Annotated in this window: 16 protein-coding genes; 3 read left to right on the plus strand and 13 right to left on the minus strand. The window is 52.9% G+C overall.

What is annotated here, in order from left to right; translation table 11 throughout:
• Positions 1-77: 77 nt before the first annotated feature.
• The 8 genes from BXP70_RS17400 to pseC form a co-directional block, all read right to left on the minus strand.
• Positions 78-1,448 (minus strand): DUF7033 domain-containing protein, encoded by a 1,371-nt coding sequence (locus tag BXP70_RS17400; protein WP_086595381.1) that lies wholly within the window; start codon positions 1,446-1,448, stop codon positions 78-80.
• 13 nt (positions 1,449-1,461) lie between these two features.
• Entirely contained in the window at positions 1,462-2,757 is a 1,296-nt protein-coding gene (locus tag BXP70_RS17405; RefSeq protein WP_086595382.1) for a glycosyltransferase family protein, read from the minus strand.
• 5 nt (positions 2,758-2,762) lie between these two features.
• Positions 2,763-3,803, minus strand: coding sequence for a pseudaminic acid synthase (pseI, locus tag BXP70_RS17410; RefSeq protein WP_086595383.1), 1,041 nt, complete (start codon positions 3,801-3,803; stop codon positions 2,763-2,765).
• Between the two features lie 41 nt (positions 3,804-3,844).
• Positions 3,845-4,363, minus strand: coding sequence for a UDP-4-amino-4,6-dideoxy-N-acetyl-beta-L-altrosamine N-acetyltransferase (gene pseH / locus BXP70_RS17415; RefSeq protein WP_245849667.1), 519 nt, complete (start codon positions 4,361-4,363; stop codon positions 3,845-3,847).
• Positions 4,364-4,464: 101 nt separating this feature from the next.
• Positions 4,465-5,043, minus strand: a complete 579-nt coding sequence (locus BXP70_RS17420) for a GNAT family N-acetyltransferase (protein ID WP_086595385.1) — start codon at positions 5,041-5,043, stop codon at positions 4,465-4,467.
• A 34-nt stretch (positions 5,044-5,077) separates the two neighbouring features.
• On the minus strand, positions 5,078-6,094 hold the full coding sequence (gene pseG / locus BXP70_RS17425; protein ID WP_086595386.1) for a UDP-2,4-diacetamido-2,4,6-trideoxy-beta-L-altropyranose hydrolase: 1,017 nt from the start codon (positions 6,092-6,094) through the stop codon (positions 5,078-5,080).
• Positions 6,095-6,138: 44 nt separating this feature from the next.
• On the minus strand, positions 6,139-6,885 hold the full coding sequence (locus tag BXP70_RS17430) for a cytidylyltransferase domain-containing protein (protein WP_086595387.1): 747 nt from the start codon (positions 6,883-6,885) through the stop codon (positions 6,139-6,141).
• The gene (gene pseC, locus BXP70_RS17435) at positions 6,882-8,039 is read right to left on the minus strand and encodes a UDP-4-amino-4,6-dideoxy-N-acetyl-beta-L-altrosamine transaminase (RefSeq protein ID WP_086595388.1); all 1,158 of its coding nucleotides are present in this window, start codon (positions 8,037-8,039) and stop codon (positions 6,882-6,884) included. The genes BXP70_RS17430 and pseC overlap by 4 nt, the downstream gene beginning before the upstream one ends.
• A 261-nt stretch (positions 8,040-8,300) precedes the next feature.
• Between pseC and BXP70_RS17440 the strand changes: the two genes are divergently transcribed.
• Positions 8,301-9,698 carry a T9SS type A sorting domain-containing protein gene (locus BXP70_RS17440; protein WP_179197731.1) on the plus strand — a complete coding sequence of 466 codons (1,398 nt, stop codon included), beginning with the start codon at positions 8,301-8,303 and terminating at the stop codon, positions 9,696-9,698.
• 86 nt (positions 9,699-9,784) lie between these two features.
• Here BXP70_RS17440 and pseB read toward each other — a convergent pair whose 3' ends face one another.
• A complete protein-coding gene (gene pseB / locus BXP70_RS17445; protein ID WP_086595443.1) occupies positions 9,785-10,804 on the minus strand; it encodes a UDP-N-acetylglucosamine 4,6-dehydratase (inverting) in 1,020 nt (339 codons plus the stop codon).
• 180 nt (positions 10,805-10,984) lie between these two features.
• On the opposite strand from pseB, the gene BXP70_RS17450 reads away from it, so the two are divergent.
• Positions 10,985-12,817 (plus strand): hypothetical protein, encoded by a 1,833-nt coding sequence (locus BXP70_RS17450; protein ID WP_086595390.1) that lies wholly within the window; start codon positions 10,985-10,987, stop codon positions 12,815-12,817.
• A gap of 52 nt (positions 12,818-12,869) precedes the next feature.
• On the opposite strand, the gene BXP70_RS17455 is transcribed toward BXP70_RS17450, so the two are convergent.
• A complete protein-coding gene (locus BXP70_RS17455; protein ID WP_245849668.1) occupies positions 12,870-14,168 on the minus strand; it encodes a glycosyltransferase family 4 protein in 1,299 nt (432 codons plus the stop codon).
• A 258-nt stretch (positions 14,169-14,426) separates the two neighbouring features.
• On the opposite strand from BXP70_RS17455, the gene ffh reads away from it, so the two are divergent.
• Positions 14,427-15,770, plus strand: coding sequence for a signal recognition particle protein (gene ffh, locus BXP70_RS17460; RefSeq protein ID WP_086595391.1), 1,344 nt, complete (start codon positions 14,427-14,429; stop codon positions 15,768-15,770).
• 153 nt (positions 15,771-15,923) lie between these two features.
• Here the strand turns inward: ffh and BXP70_RS17465 are convergent, their stop codons facing one another.
• The 3 genes from BXP70_RS17465 to BXP70_RS17475 all read right to left on the minus strand — a co-directional run bounded on the left by BXP70_RS17465 (position 15,924) and on the right by BXP70_RS17475 (position 20,206).
• A complete protein-coding gene (locus tag BXP70_RS17465) occupies positions 15,924-16,400 on the minus strand; it encodes a nucleoside deaminase (RefSeq protein WP_086595392.1) in 477 nt (158 codons plus the stop codon).
• 252 nt (positions 16,401-16,652) lie between these two features.
• The gene (locus tag BXP70_RS17470) at positions 16,653-19,397 is read right to left on the minus strand and encodes an exo-rhamnogalacturonan lyase family protein (protein ID WP_245849669.1); all 2,745 of its coding nucleotides are present in this window, start codon (positions 19,395-19,397) and stop codon (positions 16,653-16,655) included.
• 50 nt (positions 19,398-19,447) lie between these two features.
• Entirely contained in the window at positions 19,448-20,206 is a 759-nt protein-coding gene (locus tag BXP70_RS17475; protein WP_143436548.1) for a DUF6250 domain-containing protein, read from the minus strand.
• Positions 20,207-20,538: the final 332 nt, after the last annotated feature.

Here is a 20,538-nt window from a genome sequence, read left to right on the forward strand (position 1 = left end):
CGTCGTGCGGAGCCTGCTAAGCGCCTAGGCAACAATGGATATAAGCCCTGCTCTTGAGGTGAGAAGTTAGGGTGAGGTCAGGAGCGGGTGGCGAAAATATCCACTACTTCCCGACCTGTCACGAATGCCGCGCCCCGGCCGCGAAGGTACTCCATTAGCTCTCGAAACTGTTGCGGACCATTGCGCGTGTTGGCTGGGTCGAAGTTCTCGTTGTGCCACAGCAGCGTACATACTCCCCCAAACCGCTCGATTTCCTGAAACATAGGCGTGAGAGCCGGCAAGATTTCGTCGGGAGCTAGCTGCAAATAGCTAGGGTGGTGGAGCGTGGCGTCCATCACGTTGAGCGGGATTTCGAGGAATTCGAATGCTTCGCCGCGTTCAAAATTGAATGGGTAAAACGGCAAGCAATAGGAATTTCGAAAGCCAAAATGCTCGGCAAACCCTAAGGTGGAATCGTAGACAAAACCAGTCTGAGATACGATGGTAGGTGTCAGGCGCGGTTCCCACCGTAAATAGTGAAAGCGCAAACCTAGGTTCGTGGCATCATCACCAACCAAGTTAGCTTCATCCTTCAACCATAGATTATCCGCAGCTAGCAAACTGCCGTGCACGGCTATTTCAGCCCCGGCTTCTGCCAATGGCTTCATACGCGGCCAAGCTGCTCGCATATAATAGTCAGCATTCGGTGTACCGTTGGCACTTTTGCGGCGCTCTGGCAAAAAGAAGAACGTGCTCTTCGCGCCATAGCTAGCCACGGCTTGGTGCACTTCGGCTAGGTTGTCCCAAGCGTCGCGCTGGGTGAAGTGTTGCCATAGTTGCTGACCGAAGCTCAGCCATTCGCGGCGAAGCAAAGCGGCTTTGGCAGGCGCTTTCCAGGCGCTGAACAGATTGTCGATATCGTGCGTGATGAAAGCCGCGAAAGGCGCATCATTCTCCCATCGAAGTGGCTGTATTGGTTGCCCTATGACATGCTCGACGGCTGCTCGGAGAATGTCGAAGTAGTAGTTCACCACGGGCAGCGCCACAAAGCCGTAGCGGTGCTGCACGCTGGCACTGAACGGGAAACGGCCATGCCGGTCGCGCTCCTCGCAGAAGTATTCCTGCCAGCCACTGAGCAGATAAAACGCCGCTGAAATCACATCCGCGTGAATAATTGCCCGGCCCTCGGGGCGGCGTTCAAGCACCGGTTTGTCCGCAGCTAGGTCGAAAAAGAACGGCAGTCGCTGGCCTTGCCACTCGCGCCAGCTAGGCTCCGGCGGATAAGGCAGTTGCTGCTCGAAGAAGTAACCGGCGCCATCTGCTACTTCTACCTGGGGTTGTTGACCGGCATAGCCAATGGAAACAGGAGCAGCACCTGCGTACGCCAGCCGAAAATGGTGTAACACATACGCTAGCCGCGTTTCAGCAGAAACAGCCGCGGCAGAAACCTTGGGCAGAACAGGAGCCATGCCGGCGAAGATACTAAGCGCCAGCCGACAACCATTCTTGTAACGCCCGTAGGGCCCGCTCTTGGCTGTAGCCTTCATCGGTGGTACCTAGGGTGGCATTATAGTAAGCCGCACGCCGGAATAGGCCGGCGGGCTTTTGCACCTGGTAGCGCCGTAGCAAAGCGGTTACTTCTGGCAGCGAATCAGCTCGTTCAATCAGCCCGTGTGCTACGTAGCCGTAGTAATCATCGGTGCCCGTGTGCGTATTGAAGCGGTAATAAATACTGACCACGTTCAGCAGCGTAGCCTCCAAGTGCGTCGACGTATCGGCCGCAATCAGGGCGTCTTGTCGCAGCAGAAACTCAAAAACGTTCTGCTCACGGGCTTTGGAGAACTGTAGCCTAGGATGCTGCTGGAGCAAAAACGAAAAGTCGCGCGGGTCGCCGGGGTGGGCACGGAACGTGACGGTAAGCTCTGGGAATTGCTTGTACAAGTGGCCCATCAACGCAGCAAGAGCCGCCGAATCGTCAAGGATGTTGGCGGCAATACCTAGGTGCTGCACCGTTGGGTTGAGGTTACGCTGCTTTAGGAAAGCATCGGCTTTGGGCATTCCTACAAGCTCCACGCGGCCGGCTACCGGGCCACACTGCCGGTACTTGTCCAACGCATCTTGTCCTTCCAGTAAGCTCAGGTCAAAACCTAGGGGCGGAAAGTGGGTACTTACGCTCGCGTGTTGCACGTAGGCCGTAGGCACGCCGCAACGATGAGCCGCTAGCAACAGCGCCCGGGCATCGTCGTTGTGGTCGTTGGCAAAGATGATGGCCCGTGGCTGGTACTGCTGAAGCACCCGGCAGTACACTTCATAGTAGCCGATAGCATTGAAGATCAAGTCGAAGAAGCGCCAAGCCCGACGACCTTCCCGGCGGAGCAAACCAATTAAGACAAATGGAAATTGCCAGTAGTAGAGCAGCTTGCGCCGCAACGAAAGCCGGTGTACGAGCTTATTGTAGCGTCCTATTTGCTTGCTTTGTCCGGCTACGACTACGCTACCCGGTAGACCTTCTTGCACAAAGTGTAGCGCCTCATAGTTATTCTGGCTTACCACGTAGAGCCACACCGCGCCGTGCAGGCTATCAGCGTTGCGAATCGGCTGAAACATGTTGCCGACCAGCCGCAAGCCCGCGTAGCCGAGCACCTTCAGCAGCCGCCGCACCGCACTAGCCGGCGAAATGGCAGCTAGTGTACGCGGCGGCAGCGAAGCAAACAGATCTGTAAACCGTAGTTGGAGAATGTCGCGGGTGCGGCTTACCAAGCCAGCCAAATACGACATGGCGCTTACAGCATCTCCCAAGTGAGCGGCGTGCCGGCGCGCAAATCTTGGCGGGCAGGCTTACCGAGCAGCGGCTCGTAGTAGCGTGGCGGTAACCCTAGGCCAGGCCGCACCACCCGGATGTTTTCCAACGTGAACGGCTCACCGGCCCGAATGTCCTGAGCCACATAAATGGACCGCTTGTACAAGCGGCTCTTTTCCTCGGCGCGCTGCACGCCATACTGGATTTGCCCGAGTGCTTGCCAAGCCCGCTCGGTCTCCGTTACAAGAGCGGCAACTTCTTCAGGTTCCAACGAGAAAGCCGAATCGACGCCGCCATCGGCGCGGCGTAACGTCACGTGTTTTTCAATCACGCAGGCCCCTAGAGCTACCGCGGCTACGGCGGCTCCCACGCCCATCGTATGGTCGGAGAGGCCTACGGGCGACTCGGGGAAGAGCTGCGCAAAGTGCGGGATGGTGCGCAGGTTGGTGTTCTGAGGCGTGGCGGGGTAGGTGCTGGTGCACTTAAGCAGCACCAAGTCTTTACAGCCGGCTTCGCGCAGCACGGCCACGGCTTCGGCTACCTCAGCCAGGGTGCTAGCGCCGGTGCTCATAATCACGGGCTTGCCGGTGGCGGCCACCCGGCGCAGCAACGGCCAATCGGTGTTCTCGAAGGAGGCAATCTTGTAGGCGGGTACGTCAAGCGTCTCCAGAAAGTCGACAGCCGACTCATCGAAGGGCGAGCTAAACGCTAGCATGCCGTGACTCTTGGCCCGCTCAAACAACGGCTGGTGCCAATCCCAGGGCGTATAGGCTTCCTGGTACAACTCGTGCAGTTCGCGGCCATACCAGAGGGAGTTGGGGTCGTCGATGCGGTAGGCGCCGGGCAGCGTCATGGTATCGGCGGTATAAGTTTGGAGCTTAATGGCGTGGGCGCCAGCCGCGGCCACCGCATCGACGATGGCGAGGCCGCGCTCCAGGTCTTGGTTATGGTTGCCGCTGAGTTCCGCAATGATAAAAGGCGGCTGGTCGGGACCGATAAGACGGGAGCCGATGGGAAAAGACATAAAAAAACTAAAGAAAATAAGCTAGGAGAAAAGAATACTACCTATCGTTTGAATAGTTGCTGCAGTGTTCCTTGGATTTGCTTCCATTCGCGGCGTAGCAAGGCTAGGCCGATAACATCTCGAAACACATTGTCTTTGAAAACATGCTCCCGTAAGTAAGCTTCGCGGCGAAAACCAAATTTTTCGTGCAGACGAATCACTTTATCGTTGCTGACAAACACCTCACAAAGCAACTTATTCAGGCTCAGCTCTTCGAAGACATACTCTAAAATAGCTAATTCCACCCGCGCGCCCAGTCCTGCACTTCCTCCTCCTCCGTCACCTAGGTAGAATGCCCAATAACAGCTCTTAAAAGTCTGGTTAATATTGTACAGATTGGCTACACCTACAGCATGATCTGCGTGCTGAATAATCCAATAGTGGCGTGTTGGATCGTTAGCCAAGCCCTCAAACCAAGCTTTTTGGTCTTCTGGAGTAATAAGGCGGGAGTGATACATGAATTGGCTGACGGCTGGAGAATTACGCCATAAGCGCACTTGCTCAAGGTCAGCCTCCGTCATGGGCCGAAGAAGTGGGGAAGACATAGGGGGTAGAGCGCGAAGAAAGAAGCTGATTGAAACGCCGTGTAAGATGATAGATAGTTAATGAATCTTACACGGCGTCAGCTTATTGGTAGCAAAGGAAAGAAAATAGGATTGAAACAAGCAATCAGGATGCGGTCTATGGGTTGACTATCCACTAAGTAATGCCCTAACAACCGGCCTTCCTCAACCCAGCCCGCCCGCAGATAAGCTTTGTAAGAACTTACGTTGGTTGCGTACATACCACCGAATAACTTTCGTAAACCAAATTCTTCGAAGGCAATAGCGTTGCCTAAACGAATAGCTTCTACTGCTAAGCCCTTACCGTGAAAGTGACGGTCACCAAGCAATACAACGAGATCTGAGATAAGATGGTCGCGGTTAATAGGACCTAGCTTGATGGTGCCAATAAACGCTTGCGTTTCCCGATCGATAATGGCAAATACATAGTTAGTATCAGTTGCCGCTCCTGCCTGGATGTTGCGTAATAGCGATTCTAGGGTATGCGTTTGCCGGGAGTTAGTGTAGAATCGCATCAACTCCTCGTCCTGAAACCAAGTTAAAAAAGCTTCATCAATGTCGGTTGAGCGGAGGCTACGGAGTTGCAATCGTTCGGATAGATACTCCTTAGTCAGATGCGCAAACTCTTGTTCTGCCATAGCAATAAAGATTTAGGAAGATGAATGCTAAAAGTTAGGCTTGAGCCAAATGCTGAAACTCTGCGTGTAGTTGTTCAGGGGAGGGCCGTACGACGTATGGCTGGCGCTGTGTGTTTTGGAGAAAAGCTAGCCCTTGGACTAGCGCTTGGTGCAAAGCTGCCGCCGATAGTGTTGTGAAATCGCCGATTGAATAGGCTTGTTGGTGAACGTGTACATAGTCGGCCAGTGCTTGTTGATTCTCTATATATGAGCCGGTCAGGCAAGCTTTGCCTAGAAAAAGGCTTTCGATCAGAATAGTGCTGGCTGGACAAACAACTGCTTGATACTGCTTGAATAGCAATACCATTTGATATGCGTCCAGGTTCTGATAGGTACTTATAGTCTTGTCGGGATGTGCCACTAAGGTTTGTTTTAAAGCGACACTGTGCTGAAAAGCGCTACCCGTGATAATTCCTATTTGCTGTATGCTTGGCAGAGTCACCAGTCCTGATAAACAAAGCGGAGTGAGACCTACAGGGTCAGCCCCGCCAAAACAAAGGAGTATGCTGTCAATGCAAGTAGTCGGCTCCGGTAACTGAGCGTGTGCTAAAAAGGGCTTGCGCAGCAGCGAAAACGCTGGCCCAAGGCAAAAGCGAGTATGAGGCGCAGTATGATACATGTGCCGCGTAACCCCAGGCGAGTGATTGATAAGTAAGTCGGCATCGAAATAGCCAAAACGTAGGTCGTCAATGACTACTAAACGGCACCCAGTTGTGCGGAGTTGTTGTCGGTAAGCAGCGTCAAAGCTATAGCCGTCGAGCACGACAAGATCGGTTGCTTGAACGGTACCCACAGCTAGTTGAGCGGCTTCGGTTGCTAAGTCAAGCGTTGCGGGTAACTCAAGAAGCTGAACTTGCGCCATCGCCAAAAGTTGCCTAATGGCAACTGAAGGCTCTTGAATGGCAAACAAACATTCTCCAATGGTGCGCACGATATCGGCCAACGCCAACGAGCGTACAACATGACCGAGGCCAATTTGAGCATTGCCGTCAGCCCGGAAAATGAGGCGCATACAGTAATGATAAGATGATTAGTTGGTTGACTATTAATCTACGTTCACTTTGTGAAATCATACTTTTTCTGCTTTACCTCAGCATTAATAGCTACCAGTTCTGGATGTTGGTCCAATAAAGTAATTAGCTCGTCGGTGGAAAGCGAGTCGGCATGGTAGTGCTCAAATAATTCTTTTAGCAGCGCAAAATCCTTGGCAGTATCCAGCGTAAGTCGATAATGGCTAGCATCTAACTGGCGCACTACTTGTTCGACTTGAACCTGCCCAGAGCGATTTTGGTGGATGTAAGGTGTAACGTGTTCTCGATCGGAAGCGGAGCTAGCATGCCTTTGTGCCTGTACCAGCAACGCGTACGAAAATACCTCAAAATCTAATCCACGCGGGTAACTCCGAGTAATGCCATTAGAGATGTAAAGATTAGGGTCAGCTGCTGCTAAATAGTGTTCTACTGCTGCTCGAATCAGTTTACCATCGAGCAGAGGGCAGTCGGAAGTTACGCGCACAATGGTCGTGAGCCCAAAGTGTGTAGCCGCGCCATAGTAGCGGCTTAAAACGTCATCGACATCACCACGGTAACAGGCTGCTCCTAGCTGCTCAGCGTGCTGCTCAATCGAATCATCTTCGGGCCGAGTAGTCGTTGCTATATACAAGGGTAGCTCACTAGCCCGCAGGCGTTCAACGTGATATTGCAACATGCTGATACCGCGTGCAGTGAGCAACACTTTCCCAGGAAGGCGAGTGCTTCCCATGCGAGCTTGGGTAATGATACCGGCACCCAATAGAGTATTCATTTTACAAACTGCTGAATGCTACTAATCACATATTGCTGCTCCTCATCGGTAAGAGAGGGAAACATAGGAATGCTTAAGCAGCGCGCATAATAGGCTTCAGCTCGTGGAAAATCGCTCGGGTTCCAACCTAGCTCCTGGTAGTAAGGCATGGTATGTACCGGAATGTAGTGCACTTGTGCAAAGATCTGCCGATCGCGCAGAAAATCGTACAACCCTTTCCGGTCTTCTACTTGAATTACATAAAGATGGTACGCATGGCCCGGTGCTGTCGCTAAAGGGCGCACAGCAGCCATATTAGCGAAAGCAGCATTATAGCGAGCTGCTAAAAATCGCCGGCGAGCTAAGCCCTCGTTTGCCCGTTGTAGCTGGCTAATACCTAACGCCGTGAGCATGTCTGGTAAGCGATAGTTGTAGCCTAAAGTTTGCATTTCGTAGTACCAACCGCCATCGCTTTTGAGCAGCTTCGCTGGATCTTTGGTGATACCATGTGTGCGTAGCAGTAGTAGCTTCTCATATAGGTCTTGCCGATTGGTCGTAATCATGCCACCTTCCCCTGTAGCAATATGCTTGACAGGGTGGAAGGAAAAAATAGATAAATCAGCAAATTTTCCATTCCCACACCATTGCTCAATACCTTGGCTGTCCACAAAAAAACCGCCTGGTGAATGAGCAGCATCTTCCACGAGCCAAAGGCCAAACTCATCCGCTAGTTTCCGTGCCTCCTCTAAATTCACAGGTAATCCAGCAAAATCTACTGGAATAAGACCATGGAAGTAGCCCTTCGGCTGGCTTTCTAGCAGACGACGTACCGCTTTAAGATCAATCAGCGCCGTGGCTGGGTCGATGTCTGCGAAATGCACTTCGCCACCACAATAGAGTATGCAGTTAGCCGAAGCCGCAAAGGTGATGGGTGTTGTAATGACACGATGACCGGATTGTACACCTAATGCTAAGGTACACAAATGCAGTGCAGCTGTACCATTGCTTACAGCCACGGCATACGTAGCTCCAACATAAGCCGCGAACCTGTTTTCAAACTCTGCAACTTTCGGACCTTGGGTGAGAAAATCTGACTGCAGAGCTTCAGTAACAGCTTGAACGTCAGCCTCCGTAATATGTTGACGGCCGTAAGGGATAGGGTGAGGAAAGTACATAATACCTTGAGTACAACTAAACAATATTAACGTTAGCCAACCTGTGGCCAGAAAGAGGCGACCTAGCTAATGATACAAAGATAAGTTGGCTATGTTAAGTAATAGGAGTGGAGCTGCCACAGTTAGCAGATGAGTAATCCCTTATATCAAATGAGGAATGATGTTGACTATGAAAGAAGTATATTATTAAATATAAATTATTTGCCATGTTTGCCGAAGAGTTTATACTTTTACTTGATCAATTTCAAAATTCCTTCCTATATGAAAAAAATATTACTGCTACTTTCTATGTTGTTGCCTATGTCATTGTATGCACAACGAGAAGTCCAGAACTGGTATTTCGGACAGAACGCCGCTCTCACATTCACAACGTCTACGCCCGCGCCCTTAACTAACAGCGCAATGGTTACTTACGAGGCTTGTGCAACTATATCTGATGAAGTAGGTAACCTGTTGTTTTACACAAATAGTGTGAACATTTGGAATCGTAATCATCAGATGATGACAAATGGACAAAATATAGGTGGACATGAGTCTGCTTCTCAGGGGGCGATTATTGTGAAGAACCCAGCTAGCCCTTCACAGTATTATGTCTTCACTGTGGACGCTTGTGATAATCTTTTGGTAGGTGGGCTAAAGTACTCCATTGTTGACATGACGCAGCAAAATGGAGTAGGTGCTGTTGCTACTAAGGCAATCCAACTATCTAATGTATCTCTGACTGAAAAACTAACCGCAGTACGACATGCCAACGGACGGGATACATGGATTGTGGTGCACGGTTGGCAGACTAATACGTTCTATGCGTACTTAGTTTCGCCAAATGGTATAAGCAACGTGCCAGTCATTACCTCCATTGGATCTGTGCATCAAGGCGGAGGTGGTAATTACCGTAATGCTAACGCTGTCGGATACCTACGTGCTTCACCCGATGGAAGCAAATTGGCTTTAGGAATTCGTGATGCTAATTTTGAATTATTTGATTTCAACAACGCTACTGGTCAACTATCTAATTACATCTGGCTGCCTCAGTTCTACCGGAGCTATGGAGTGGAGTTTTCGCCTAACGGACGGCTTTTGTATGGCAGCAATCTGGATGGCGGTTACCTATATCAGTTTGACCTAAATGCTGGTTCACCGGCAGCTATTGCGGCCTCAGCTACTGTCGTGGGTAGTACATCTTATTTCTTAATTGGCGCTCTGCAGCTAGCATCTAATGGTAAAATGTATGCTGCCATTTACAATAGTCCCTACGTAGCTGTCATTGATAACCCAAATGTTCGCGGAAGTGGGTGTGGCTATCGGGAAAACGGCCTTTACCTAAACGGTCGTCTATGTCAGGTTGGATTACCTAACTTCCCCAATGCGTTTGCTGGAATTCCATTAGCTACAGCTAATTCGGCAGTAGGTAACGGAATAGCACTTTATCCAAACCCTGCCCACGATCAAGTAACCCTTGATTTGCCAACTAATCTGTTCAAACAGTCTTTGGAGGTAGTATTCTACAACTCGATGGGCCAACAAGTGCGCCGAATGGTGCCAGCTTGGCATAGCAAGGAGGACGCTAAGTTAATGTTGACTGGGTTAGATAGAGGAGTATATACGGTCGAAATTAGGAGTCCAACCATCACTACAACTAAGCGGTTGATAGTGGAATAAGGTTAGGCTATTCTAATAGTTAACATATAAAAAAAGGGCGTCTCTAAGCTTAGAGACGCCCTTTTTTTATACGAAAAAATTATTTATCAAGCAACAAACGCCGGGTCCACATGCTCCCGAATTTCCTCGCGAATCTGCTCGGCGTTGAGCCATTCTTCATTATTGGCCGAATCGTAGTGGAAACCTAGGGGCACGCGCTTACCCCCGAAGTGAGCAATGAACTTGTCGACATCCCACTGCGGCGTGAAAGGCAGAATCACGTAGTACTTAGCTAGTTCCACCGTGCTTAAGGCGTCGGTTTCGGTAATCATCTCTTCGTGGAGTTTCTCGCCGGGGCGAATACCTACAATTTCCTGGCGGCAGCCAGGAGCAATTGCCTGCGCTACTTCCGTGATTTTGTAGCTAGGTATTTTGGGCACAAAGATTTCGCCGCCCCAGGCATTTTCCAACGCGTACAGCACCAAGTCGACGCCACCTTCCAACGAGATGTTGAAGCGCGTCATGTCGGGGTGGGTGATGGGCAGTACGCCCGTGTGCCGACGCTGCATGAAAAAGGGCACTACCGAGCCGCGGGAGCCAATTACGTTGCCGTAGCGCACTACCGAGAAGCGCAGGTCGCGGGCGCCTTTCATGTTGTTAGCCGCCACGAACAGCTTATCCGAGCACAGCTTCGTCGCCCCGTATAGGTTGATGGGGGCGGCGGCTTTGTCAGTGCTCAGGGCTACTACGTGCTGCACACCACAGTCGAGGGCGGCGTTGATGACGTTTTCGGCACCGAAGATGTTGGTCTTGATGCACTCCATCGGGTTGTACTCGGCGGCCGGCACTTGCTTAAGAGCCGCGGCGTGCACAATCACGTCGACGCCTTCGCAAGCCCGCTTCAGCCGGTCGGCATCGCGCACATCACCGATAAAGTAGCGGATAGCGGGGTACTGGCTGTGCGGAAACACCTGCGACATTTCGAATTGCTTCAGTTCGTCGCGCGAAAACACCACGAGGCGCTTCACCTGGGGGAATTTCTCGAACACCGTCTGTACGAACTTCTTGCCGAACGAGCCGGTGCCACCGGTTACCAGAATGGATTTATGATTGAGGTCGAGGGCCATATAAAAGAAAGGCTGGCGACGGCCAGCTAGGGTAAGGAAGGCAAAAATAGGCATTCCGCACCGAGGTTGCGTACTTTTGCCTCCGCTTGGTTTTAGTTGTTTGTTTTGGGTTTTGGTGAGGAAAAGGCCAAAACCGTGTTAACAACACCAGAGGCCAAGAACAAACAATCAGGAACGAAAATGCCAGAACCAGTCAAAGTCATTATTTGGGACCTCGACGATACCTTTTGGCGCGGTACGCTCTCAGAAGGGGCCGTGGAAGCGCTGGAAGAGAACCTAGCCTTGGTGCGCGAAACGGCAGCACGGGGCATTGTGCACACCATCGTTAGCAAAAACGACTTTGCCGCTGCCGAAGCCAAGCTTGTTGAGCTAGGTATCCGCGACTTGTTCGTGTTTCCGCAGATCAGCTGGCAGCCGAAGGGGCCTATTATTAAGGAGTTGCTGGAGCAGATGCAGCTACGGGCTCCTAACGCCTTATTTCTAGACGATAACCCCATCAACCGGGCTGAGGCGCAGTTTTACAACCCCAAGCTGCAAGTGGCCGACCCCACCGACTTACCCCAGCTCGCACCGCTGTTGCGTGCCAGCGGCAAGCCTGATCCTAGCTTTTCGCGCCTGGAGCAGTACAAACTGCTCGAACGCCAACAGCAAGCCCGCGCCACTTACCAGGATAACCTAGCTTTCTTACGTGATTCGGCTGTGCGCATCCAGTTTCGCGAAGGCAACGCCATGCTTTCCGACCTCGACCGGATTGAGGAGCTCATTAACCGTTCCAATCAGCTGAATTTTACCAAGCGGCGCGTCACGAAGGAGGAGCTGCAAGCTAGCTTTCAGGACCCCGAGCGCCGCTGGGGCACCGTGCGCGTGCACGACCGTTTCGGGGATTATGGCCTGGTAGGTATCTACTGCCTGAACCTGACCGACAACCAGTTAGAACAACTGGTATTCTCCTGCCGCATCCTGCATCTCGGCGTTGAGCAGTTTACCTACGCGTGGCTAGGCTTCCCAAAGCTTGAGGTACAAGGCGAAGTGGCCACGGAGCTGAACCAAACCGAGCGGCCCGATTGGGTTACGGTAGTAACCGAAGAAGCGGCGGCGAAAAGTAATACGCTGGTGGAGCCTACTGGCGAACCAGGCACCCAACTGCGCGTGTTGCTCAAGGGCGGCTGCGACCTAGGTCAACTGACTCCCTTCCTGCAAGCCTTTCACCTGGAGGTGCAAGAAGAATTTAACTACGTGAACGAGAACCAAATACCCGTTCACATAGAACATACTGCCTTGTTGCGACTCAGCCATGAGTTGCCGCCCGCCGAGCAGCAGCGGCTAGCACAGGCATTGCCCTTCCTAGGCAAAGAAGCGTTTCAAACTAAGCTCTGGGATGGCAGCTATGAAGCGCTGGTTTACAGCCCCTTGATGGACTACACGCAGGAGCTGTACCAAGAGAGAAGCACCGGGATAAGCGTGCCGTTTGGTGGTTACCAAGATCTTACGAAAGTTGACCCTACCGCACAAGCGGCCAAGTACGCTCAACGCAAATTTCGGGGAATGGACGAGGCTTTTTTGCGTCGTTTTCAAGCCGAATTTGCGTGTGTAGGGCAAATTACGCCTGCCCAGTTTAAAGAGAACTTAAGCTGGCTGCGAGCAAAATTGCCCGCCAATGTGCCTATCTTCTTTCTCAATGGAGCCGAAATCGAAGTGCCTGGTTCGGGAGAAATGGGCGCCAAGCAACGCCATAGCCAGATGAATCAGGCGCTTAACGAGTTTGTGGGCGCGGCAGAAAATTGCTTTCTAATTGACGTGCGTGACTTCGTCAAAACGCCAGCCGACGTTACCAACAATCTTCGGCACTACCAACGGGCGCACTACCGGACGCTGGCGCAGCGCGTGGCCACCGCCATTGAACGTTGGCAAGGCCAGCAGCTAGGTCATTCCGCCTGGGCCGATTGGCGCGCCCGCCTGGCAAGCCGGGTGCCTAGCAAGGTGCGTGGCGCTTGGGAAAAGCTAGTAAAGTAGCGCGGACTTTGGAGTCCGTGCTACATACACGCACTCCGGCGCGTACCCTGTTCTACTTCGTTTGCATTAGCTGTACCAACTGCTGAGTCAAGGCTTTACGAGAATAGCGCGTGTTGTTCAGGGCTGGTAAGTCCAGGTTCGAGTTCTTGCGCCATTGGGCTATTAGTCCCTCCAAATGCTCTAGCATAGCCGAGTAAGCATCATAGGCTAGGGCCCGGCCCGCGCCACATTCCTCTAGCAAGTTATCAGCATCAGAGCCAACCGGGCCAATGCAGATAATGGGCTTATTAGCAGCTAAATACTCGAATACTTTGCCCGGCAGAATGCCGAAATTATTGGGCACGTCGGGAATGGCCATGAGCAGCACCGTGGCCCGTAGCAGGTAGCGCACTGACTCTTCGTGGGGAACAAAGGAAATGAACTCAACCTGCGAACCTAGGTTGTTTTCCTCGATCTGTTGCCGCACGCCATCCGACACCTTGCCCACGAAGCGCAGCCGCAGCGGCACATCGGGGTGCCGCTGACTACATTCGGCGCATGCTTTCAGGAACAGCTCAATATGGTAGGTTTCGCTGATGGTGCCCGTGTGCGTAATCAGCAGGCACTCAGTAGGAGGGGTAGAGCGAATGCGAAAGTCGCTTTCGTCGTAGCCATTAGGAAGCACATGAAATTTGCTGGCCGTAAGCCGTGGCGATTTTCCCAGAAACAAGCGCTTCGTGTCGGGGCTGGTCACGAGGATTTCGTCAGCTTGCTCTAGCACTTGGCGCTCGTAATAAGCATCCAACCACCTAGCCGGAGGGGTTTGGTTCAGCTCCTTGTGGTAGTAAATATCGGTCCAAGGGTCGCGCAAATCGGCTAGCCAGCGCAAGCCGTAACGTTTCTTCAAGGCTAGGCCGATAAGCTGGGTGGAATGCGGCGGCGAGCTGGTCAGCACGGCATCGAAGGTTTCGCCTTGGGCCAGCAAGTCCGCTACCGCCCGCAGCACGTGCCGGTTCCAGCCGCGGCGCGGATCGGGAATGAACACGTTGCCCCGCACAAACTTGAAAAAACGCTGCTGAAAGCTGGTTTTGCTTTCATTCGCGAAGCCCCCATAGGGAATCTGCTGACGGCCCGTGATTTTCTTGTAGCTCCCAAAAGGCTCCGACGTATCCGTCCGGATGACGCGAACGCTAGGTGGGATTTCGGCTGCCAACGAATGATCCAGCACCGGGTAAGCGCCCTTATTAGGGTCAACCGTGATAACAGTGCACTCTACCCCCAGCGCCGGCAGGTGTTTCACAAACTTTAAGCTCCGCTGCACGCCTGCGCCTCCCGAAGGTGGCCAGTAGTAAGTAATCACGAGCAAGCGCATAGAAGCAAGGAAGTTTGGCGGTATAAGGAAAGCACGAAGGTAAGCAGTATCGGCTTTCGGGGTTTTCTGGTTAATTTTGGGAGCAAAACTTTATTTCACGCTGTTTTCTTAGTCGATATAGCAAGGAACAAGGTGATGCAGCCTACGATGAGCGACGCGGTCCATTGGCCGCGCTGCTCTCGTAAACATCGTGCTGAACAAGGCTTCTTCGCCGCTTACTCAGCTCATTAGCAACCTACACAATCAGCACATCAGCAGATGTTCGATAACTTAAGTACCAAACTCGACCGTGCGTTTAAGACCTTGAAAGGTCAGGGCAGCATCACGGAAATTAACGTTGCCGCCACCATTAAGGAAATCCGCCGCGCGCTGGTGGATGCCGACGTGAACTATAAGGTTGCCAAAGAAGTAACCGACAAGATCAAGGACGAGGCCATGGGCCGCGACGTGCTAACCACCGTTTCGCCCGGCCAGTTGATGGTAAAGATCGTCTACGATGAGCTCACTGAGCTCATGGGTGGCGAAAAGCAGGATATCGTTATTAAAGGTGACCCGGCGGTGGTGCTGTTGTCGGGTTTGCAAGGTTCGGGTAAAACGACTTTTGCCGGTAAGCTAGCTAGCTTCATCAAAAAGCAAAACCGCAACGTGCTGCTGGTAGCCTGCGACGTGTACCGCCCCGCTGCTATCGATCAGCTGAAGGTGCTCGGCGAGCAAGTAGGCGTAGAAGTGTACTCGGAGCCGGACAATAAGAATCCTGTTCAGATTTCGCAGAACGCCATTGAGTACGCGCGCAAAAACAACAAGAAAGTAGTCATCATCGACACCGCCGGTCGCTTGGCCGTGGATGAGCAGATGATGGCCGAAATCGAGCAGGTGAAGCGGGCTATTAATCCGTCGGAGACGCTGTTTGTGGTAGATTCCATGACGGGCCAGGATGCGGTCAACACGGCCAAAACCTTCAACGACCGTCTGAACTTCGACGGCGTGGTGCTCACCAAGCTCGACGGTGACTCGCGCGGTGGTGCGGCCCTCTCGATTCGGGCGGTGGTGGAGAAGCCCATCAAGTTCATCTCGACGGGTGAGAAGATGGAAGCGCTGGATATGTTCTATCCAGACCGGATGGCCCAGCGTATCCTCGGCATGGGCGACGTTATCTCGCTTGTGGAACGTGCCCAGCAGCAGTTCGACGAAGACGAGGCCAAGCGCATCAACCAGAAGATTCGCAAGAACCAGTTCAACTTCGACGACTTCCTATCGCAGCTGGAGCAAATCAAGAAGATGGGTAACCTGAAGGACTTGGTTGGCATGATCCCCGGCATGAGCAAGGCCATCAAAGACATCGATATTGATGATGACGCCTTCAAGCCAATCGAAGCCATCATTAAGAGCATGACCCCACAGGAGCGCGCCCAGCCCGAGCTGCTGAACGGCTCCCGCCGCAAGCGACTCGCCAAAGGTAGCGGCACCGACATTCAGCAGGTGAACAACCTGATGAAGCAGTTTGAGGATATGCGCAAAATGATGCGCACCATGAACAAAATGAGCCAAACCAAAGGCGGAATGGCACAAATGGCCAAGATGATGGGCATGCGTGGAAAATAAATCCAAAAAATAACTGCCTAGGTTCAATTACTGCACGAATCTTGTGGGTGGCCCAAAACGAAGGAAGGCCGGATGCTAGTAGCGTCCGGCCTTCCTTCGTTTTGGGTATCAAGCAAAAATATTTTGCCAGTATACAGCTAGGCTACCTAGCCTCTAGTATTCTTTGCGGCTCTCATGCTCTTCCCAAGCGCGAAAACCGGCACGAGCTTCCTCCCGCAGCAACTCCTGCATGGGAATCGTACGCTCGCCAAGAGGCTTCTCAATCTCATCGTAGATAAAATGATCGTCGAAGCCAACAGCCGCAGCATCCTGCTTCGTGTTGCCATAAAATACGCGGCGCGGACGGGCCCAATAAATGGCACCTAGGCACATCGGGCACGGTTCGCAAGAGGTATATAGGTCACAGTCAGTAAGTTGAAAGGTGCCGAGCGTGGCGCAGGCCTTGCGAATGGCGTCTACTTCGGCGTGGCAAGTTGGGTCGTGCGTGCTCGTGACTTGGTTGAAGCCACGTGCGATGATCTCGCCATCTTTTACGACCACTGCCCCAAATGGCCCACCGTGACCGGCCTGCATTTTTTCGATTGAGAGGCGAATGGCTTCGCGCATAAACTCGTCGTGAGGAGCTTCCATAAAGAGGACTGATGAGATGGAGAGAATAAAAAAAGCAGCAACAACTAGGCAATTTACGAGGAAACGGCCATTTATCGTTCCTAACTCTGGTGCATCACTAGAACAAACTCGCTAGCTAATGAACTAAATTCTACTTTTTTCAATCCAACGATTTATTCTTGGCACGAGACTTGTAACAAGCTAATTCGAAAGAATAGTTTTTTAGGTGTTTTGGTTGTGGAACAGGAGCCGGTCATTGACCGGCTTTTGCTTTTATAGCCCATTCGGAATTTCATCGCCGACCAATGCTAAGCATTGAATGGCCGCTAGGCTCCACTGCGCCACCGAATTTGTGGAAATTCCGGGCGCTTCATCAACTGGCGTTAGTACCTCGGGCCCTTTCAGCAGATGCGCTTGCGGATGCGTCGTGAGCCCTCCGGACGCGTGATAAAATTCATCCCAGGCGCGTAGGGCTAGCTTTTTATCTTTCTTACGTTTAGCGGCAAAAGCAGTAAGGCGGGAGTGCCCCTGGCGAAGGTTAAGCTTACCCAACGACTGCCCAAGCCGAGCGGCTTGCTCAGCCTCCGAAGCATTATATAACTCGCAATAGGCTAGCCATGCGCGTTCAAACGCGGGCATATCCACTAGCGTGATCAACTCCGCGCAAACTTCTGGAAGGCCAAATACTGCGTTCAAGTGCTGGGCGTACGGTTTGGTATCCGTCGAAAGGCGAAACTTTCCCGTTTCCACATCCAACAAAGCGCTGCCAGTGAAAAAACCATGTGGCTGCGCAGCAATCGTCTGCATGCTGTTCAAGAGCTTTTGCTTGATCTGCGCATTACCAGTTCGTTCCCATTCCGTAAGCCAGGCGGCGGCAATAGCGCCCCAATCGGTGCCGAAAGAGCAGTAGGCTTCTGTCTTGGTCACACCCGATTTGCGCGGGTCGTCTTGAGGAAGCTTGCGACCAGGTTGAATGGTAAGTAGGGCTTTGGCGGCGGGAACTTGCTCGCGTAGTAAGTCGCCCACGCGTTCATCACCAGTGAGATAATAATAGAAGCGGCGGTTAGCGGCCGTGCTAATGCGCAGCTGCTTGGCGCTGTCGCCCCAGTGTAGCACGTTGTGGCGCGAGCCGAGAGGCGCGAACGGACCTAGGTGGTGAACGTCGACCTCCCCCGTGTGGCGCGTCATGGCTTCCGCCATGCGGAATACATCGGCGCGGCCTGTGCTTAAGAAGTAGTACCACAGCCACATATCAGTCGAGAGCTCCGAGTTATCCCAGGCGAAGCCGCCGATGTCGTACTTCCACACGTGGCGGCTCTCATCGTAGCTGTGCATCACGTCGCCGTAGTTCCAGAACCCGTACCAGGAGCGCTGATCCACTTGGTTTTTATAGAAATCGAAGTACCAGGCTAGCTGCTTTTCAATTTTGGCCCTGGCCGGCGACGTGGGGTCAAGCACACTCCAATTATCCCCGAACACCGCTCTTTCCTGTAAGTAAGCGGGCGTGCAAGCTAGCACGGGTGGCGTCTGCAACGTGGTGGCAAGCGAAGCTAGCGCCGCCGCCGATGGAGTGGCAGGCAGCGCCCAGAGCATCAGCTCACTGGTACGTGCGACGCCTTTCGGGGTGCCGAAGCCTGGCTCATAGTCTTCGTAGGTGATGTCGAGGCCTTCCCGCTGCTTGGCAAAGGTATCTTGGCCTAGCCCGTCGTGGTAAAAGCGCAGGTCTATGGGCGGCGCTTCGGGTGCCCACAGCCACAGCGTAACGTCGGCCTCGTCGGTCACGGCGTTGCGAATGTCGAGTTGAGCGGGGTGGTTCTGCCAGAAGTTTTTGATGCCAAAGGCCAGCCCACCCGTCGGGGTACCTAGGTAGGCGAGACCCGCAGAACGTTTGCCAGTGGCCGAGTTAAGCCACGTAAAGCCTTTCCGAGTGCGTTTGCGAATAGCAAATGAATCCGCAGAAGGCTGCACCAACGTGTAGTCGCTGAAGGCGGGAATTAAATTAAGGTGACTAGCTACTTCGGGTGGAAAGCTTTTCTCATCGGGTGTAGCTTGTCCTGCTACTTGGGCCTTGGTGATGGCTGCGCCAGGGTCACGCCGCAGGCCCGTCAGTCCTCGCACTGCTTCCCCGAAAATGCCTTGGTCTTCACCTGCAAATCGAACGTGCCGATCGTGGAGGGGAGCGTGCAGCGGCACCGCGAAGCGAATACCAACGCCTTTGATAAAGTCTTGGGTTTCGTCGCCATCGTAGGTGATGGTGTGTAGCACGCGCACCGCCTCGCTGTCCGCGTAGAAGTACAGGCGCACCACGAAAGGCAGCCACGCCCGACTTGCCTTCGCTTGGCGGTGCTTGCCTTCTAGCTTCACCACGGCGCGCACGGGCCCCGACTGCTCGACTGTTACCTGGCTGATTTCGCCCGTAAACTCTTGCGTGCGTGTGACGCCTTCATCTTCCGCATCAACACGATCTTGCGTTAGCAGTACCAAACGGCCAGCGGCGGCAACTGCCCGGCCATCTCTGGTGATAGCCGTGATGAGCGTCGAACCTTGTTTATGGATCTGGCACCGAATAGCACCAGTATCTACTGTAATAGCGTTCGAGGCTTCTGTGACGGTTAGGCCCTTCGTGGGGCTAGCTGTTTTTGCCGTGCTCAGGACTAAGCCTTGCGTCTGTGCCGGAACTAGCTGGGCGGCGTGGGCAGTCCACTTGAGCGAGCCATCTGGCCAATAGGCTAGGGGCCAGCTCTGAACGGCAAACGAGCTGCCTTGCTGATCGTGTAGCGAAAAGGCCGTCCCTTTCTTGTGCTTGCCTTTTGGCCACGGCACGCCCCAGGTTACCCCCACAGCTTTAGTGCTAGCTGTATCCTCTAGCCAATGCAGCGGCACGGGGTTGTTGGAGCTGGCAGCTACCGTTTCGTCGCTTTCCATACGGGCGGCCAACACAGGTGCCAAAGGCAGCGCTACGCCCATGACCAATGATTTTTTGACAAAGGCGCGACGAGAAGAATCAAACGAGTTCACACGAGTATTTCTAATAAATCAACTTATAACGGACCTAGGTAGCTGGGCTCTTAGTCTAACTGGTACACCCGGAAGTTCGATATTTCTTGGCGCGACTTCGTGGAGCGAATACCGAAGTAGCCAGTCGGCAACGGTGCCGGATCTTTGTAGGTAAAAAAGCACTTGCCATCCACCCAGAAGCTAGTCGTGCCGTTTTGCACGATGGTTTTGATCTTGTACTCCTTGTTAGGTTGGAGCAGATGCACTGCATCACTGTACTCCTGAAGTAGGGTTCGTTCACCATTTCCCGGGTACTTGCGGAAGCGCGTGGTGCTGTTGGTGTTGCCACCCATTCCAACATAGTAAAGGCGGAGGTTGTCGTATTCCTCCAGCTTACCGCTACGGGTGGCCAGCGTGGTACCATCACCGGTGGGCTCGCTAGCCATCCAGAACTGATTTAAGTCGGAGAGGCGGTCGTTGGGGTCGCCGGCTACGGGTATCTTCCGGGTGTATTCTATTTGGAGGTTGCCGTGCAATGGCTGCTTCAGCCACACCGTTACGCCGCCCTGCGTATCCAACACGAGCTTACCTTGCTTGGCATACACCGTAGAATTAGGCTTCGGCTCGATTTCGGGGCGCCACGTAAGGGTATCAAGCGTTTGAAAGTCGTCGGAGAAAAGCAGCTTCTTCTTGGCTGGCTTGGATGCTACCGAAGAGCTAGGTTTTCGCTCTTTTCCGCTCGTGAAGGTGGCGACCCCGAGCAGTGTCGATAACGAAACTGTCGCCAATAGAACCAGCCGCCTGGGGCAGGAGCCCTTTCCTAAATTCATAAGTCGCAAATAGCAGTTTGTTCCAAAGTCAGCAAACTAGCAGAGATATACGGCTAAGGCCCGCACAGCCTAGCTACACTGAAGTAGCAAAGAATCGAAAAAGCGCACCGAGTTGGGGTAATGTGGTGCCAGCAAACCTAGCTTAAGGCTGACGCAGCCAAGATTGTTCGGTTTGTGCGAGCTCTCGGTCTTGCCGCTCTGTAGGCTCTTGTTGGGAAAAGAAGGACACTACACTTACTAGCAATAAAAGCAGGAACAGCCACAAAGAGCCATAATACTTTTTCATGATCAAAGACGATAGGAGGGGAATGCGCCTGGCCTTACCAGCCATC

Origin of the sequence: Hymenobacter crusticola (assembly GCF_002154225.1) — a bacterium.
GTDB lineage: Bacteria > Bacteroidota > Bacteroidia > Cytophagales > Hymenobacteraceae > Hymenobacter > Hymenobacter crusticola.